This is a genomic window from Faecalicatena contorta (genome assembly GCF_021531995.1).
Lineage (GTDB): Bacteria > Bacillota > Clostridia > Lachnospirales > Lachnospiraceae > Dorea_A > Dorea_A contorta_A.
In genome coordinates this window covers 1-2392 of record NZ_JAFBIZ010000209.1, presented here as the reverse complement: position 1 = coordinate 2392, position 2392 = coordinate 1, and the positions used below count along the sequence as shown (strand labels likewise).

At 36.8% G+C, this 2392-nt stretch carries 4 protein-coding genes; all 4 read right to left on the bottom strand.

The window, feature by feature from the left end:
- Positions 1-318: 318 nt before the first annotated feature.
- Positions 319-789, bottom strand: a complete 471-nt coding sequence (locus JQM82_RS15255; protein WP_235251261.1) for a hypothetical protein — start codon at positions 787-789, stop codon at positions 319-321.
- Positions 786-1250, bottom strand: a complete 465-nt coding sequence (locus tag JQM82_RS15250; protein ID WP_235251259.1) for a DUF3990 domain-containing protein — start codon at positions 1248-1250, stop codon at positions 786-788. Before JQM82_RS15250 ends, JQM82_RS15255 begins: the two co-directional genes overlap by 4 nt.
- A 137-nt stretch (positions 1251-1387) precedes the next feature.
- A complete protein-coding gene (locus JQM82_RS15245) occupies positions 1388-1768 on the bottom strand; it encodes a hypothetical protein (RefSeq protein WP_235251257.1) in 381 nt (126 codons plus the stop codon).
- 266 nt (positions 1769-2034) lie between these two features.
- Positions 2035-2253, bottom strand: coding sequence for a hypothetical protein (locus JQM82_RS15240; RefSeq protein WP_235251256.1), 219 nt, complete (start codon positions 2251-2253; stop codon positions 2035-2037).
- Between the last annotated feature and the right edge of the window lie 139 nt (positions 2254-2392).

The window sequence follows — 2392 nt, the reverse complement described above, 5'->3', positions numbered from 1 at the left end:
TTATATAATGTATCTGTCACTGCTCATATTGAACTTGATTTTTAGAATCATTTTAGAATCACCGCAAACCGGCGAATCGCCAACCCCCAGTCATTTCAAGGGTTCAAAAGGGCATGAAAACCCCCTGGTGTTATTCAAACTCGGCTCTGCAGCGCAAAAACTTAACGGAATTAATTAAGGTTTTGCTTACAATATGCCTTGTTTTTATTTCTATTACATAATTTACACTGGCTTTCTGATGAACTGTTGCCAAAGTGTTGCCATGAAGTTAATATAACAAAATATTATGGCGAAACAAAGTCTTCTTCCTTGTAAATCTTAAAACCCACCATTCTGATACGCTCTTGCAATTACATAGGATGGTTCATAATAAGCACTGCAATTATAATTATCAATCACATCACAGATTTCATCATTATAAACCCGGATAATTCCTTCCACTTCGGATTCTCCTGGCTGCATCGTATCGTAGATTAACCTCTGATAGACCTTCCCCATCTGGGTTGCACTGGGAATTGTTGTTACCAATTCTGAATCTACTGCAGTAACATCAACATTTCCCTTTGCAAGATTATATTCTTCAATCCAGTCATCTTCCACTGCTAAAGGATTCTCCGCATGAAGAACATTTGCTACACTAATCAAATGTTCCAGTTTCTCCTTGCCAATCTCATTGACCACATACTTGTTACGCTGATGGAGTTTTCTTGCGACCCGTTCAATCATATAACAAATAAAATACACATCGTTCTTCTTGATTTCTTCATCCGGGAAATATATGTTTGTCATAGCTTTTCACTCCCTTCAAAACGCAATGTTTTCAGTGCTTCTTCCGTACAGAAAACCATCTGATGTGTAGGGTATTTGAATTTAACCAATTCCCAGAAAGCCGCTTTAGAAATAGCACCTGTCATATAATCTTCTACATAATCCCAAATCTGATCGTCTGCCATAGGTCCATCCACAATATCAAATTCATGCTCCTTACCTCTTCGGCAATTCACCACAAACCCCAGCCATTCCTCTGTCATTTCTTCGAAAGAACATATTTTCAAATCACTGTTTTTCGTATATGCATAGCTGTTCACAACGGATTCTCCACGTTTCGTCAAAGCCCATCGTTTTGCCTGTTTCTTTAGATTCGTACAGTAGAATCCATATCCAAAGTCTTTGTAATGACCGTTGATCAGAATCTTAGGTTTTTGCACAATGACATTACTTCCATGATATATAATTTTAGTTTCATCCATGCGCCTACCTCCTTGCCATAATTATACTGAATTATTTTTCATTTTCAAAGCATAATTCTGTTTCTCTGCTTCCAGTAAATCTCTTTTGTATAGGCTCTCTCATATGATAACCTCGTAAATTCTTTAAAAATTCATTGCTAACATATTCTATCAAGATGTTCCAGAACTTCTTCCATCGTATAGACTCTACCTTTTGAAATATCCTCCTCGGCCATTTCCAATTCTTTTTTTAACCACTTTTCATACGCTTCTGCTGCAATTTGTTTGTTATAAGGCTCAAGTTCTTCAAATAAATATGCTTGAAAACCATATTGACTGGAAACTTCTTTTAGAAATACCATAGCACCGTATGATTTCATTTCCCCTCTGATAAAAGTGTAGATTTTTCCTTTTTCAAGATTATATTCACAAAGAACAGTTCCATCGCCCAGATAATCATGTTCGTTTTCTACACATCTTATTTTTCGGACATTAGGATTGAATACATTAACTGCTGTTATTTCTTCTACTGATTTCATAATTAAATCCCCTTATCTTTTCAAATGAAATGATAATTCTTCTTTGATGCAAAGCGTCATATAAAAATGTCTCTTCTCTGCAGTTTTGTCTTGGGCATAATCGCAAGATGATAGCTCCGACTAATTTGTGTCAGCAATGCTGACACAAATTCCTCATCACAGCAAGTTTCATAAAATTTCTTCATGCTATATAAGCCACGTCTGATAAATTCCTGTTGGCTCACCGGATACTTTTGCTGTTTCTAAACTAGAGCTTCCCTGCTGGGTTACCATCCAAACATAAAACCATTTAAATCTTCAAAGGCCTTCTTTAACTGATTATTTTCTTCCTGGTCAATAACCTTCTCAATAAAAAAGCTATCACCTTCAGTAAATTCGACATTAATGTCATATGATTTTTGCACCAGCTTATACAAGCGTTTGCTCTTTGCAGAATTATGCTTCATACAGTATTCTTCAATTAAAATTCTTGAATATTCGTCCACTTTATCCCTTCTTGATTATTCCGGGTCTCCGGCCCACCCATGCCGCAGTTTAGCGCAGTCAGACCGCGCATCAGCCCATTTGATACAATCCGCGTTTCGGCACATGCCGATCGCAGATCAGTCCATTTATTAACTCTTA

Excerpts from the sequence above, each read along its gene's own strand:
- JQM82_RS15245 (WP_235251257.1), bottom strand. The coding sequence starts at position 1,768 with ATGAAATCAGTAGAAGAAATAACAGCAGTTAATGTATTCAATCCTAAT.
- JQM82_RS15255 (WP_235251261.1), bottom strand. The coding sequence starts at position 789 with ATGACAAACATATATTTCCCGGATGAAGAAATCAAGAAGAACGATGTG.
- JQM82_RS15250 (WP_235251259.1), bottom strand. The coding sequence starts at position 1,250 with ATGGATGAAACTAAAATTATATATCATGGAAGTAATGTCATTGTGCAA.